The organism is Escherichia sp. KCJ4928, from assembly GCF_004352695.1.
GTDB lineage: Bacteria > Pseudomonadota > Gammaproteobacteria > Enterobacterales > Enterobacteriaceae > ECMA0423.
The window spans coordinates 1-610 of record NZ_SJWV01000551.1 but is presented as its reverse complement, the minus strand read 5'-3'; the positions used below and the strand labels follow the sequence as shown (position 1 = coordinate 610).

General features: G+C 53.0%; 1 protein-coding gene. It reads left to right on the top strand.

What is annotated here, in order from left to right:
• The coding region (gene pilV, locus E0D98_RS25500; protein ID WP_131891490.1) for a phage tail protein at positions 1–558 on the top strand (558 nt) is incomplete at its 5' end.
• Between the last annotated feature and the right edge of the window lie 52 nt (positions 559–610).

Here is a 610-nt window from a genome sequence, read left to right as displayed (position 1 = left end):
ACAACCACCGGGGAAATCAAAGGCGGAAAAGTCAGTGGTGGTACAGTCCGGTCTGACGGTCGTCTTTCAACCGGGGAGTATTTACAGCTTGATAAAACAGCTACGGCAGGCACAAAGTGTGCACCGGACGGACTTGTAGGCCGCACCAGTACAGGGGCCATACTTTCGTGCCAATCCGGTATGTGGGCAGGTTTTGAATCCTACCCTGTCGGAAGCCCTATACCGTGGCCATCAGCCACCCCTCCACAAGGCTACCTGGTGATGAACGGGCAGTCATTTTCATGTTCCCGGTATCCTCAGCTTGCCCGTGCTTATCCCGGGTGTAAGCTGCCGGATTTGCGCGGTGTTTTTATCCGTGGCTGGGACAACGGACGTGGGCTGGATGGAGATCGGAACAGACATCTCCTGAGTTATCAGGCCGATCAATCCGGTGTCTATCATGAGCGTGGGGGATGGCTGAAAGGGCATCACAGCGGTATGCCTTACTGGGCCCAGGGAAGCACAACGGAAATGCGCCCCAAAAACATTGCCTTTAACTACATCGTCAAAGCAAGCTGATGCATTTAAGGCGTATTAACTTTTAACTTACAGCAACGTATTTTGACCCAGA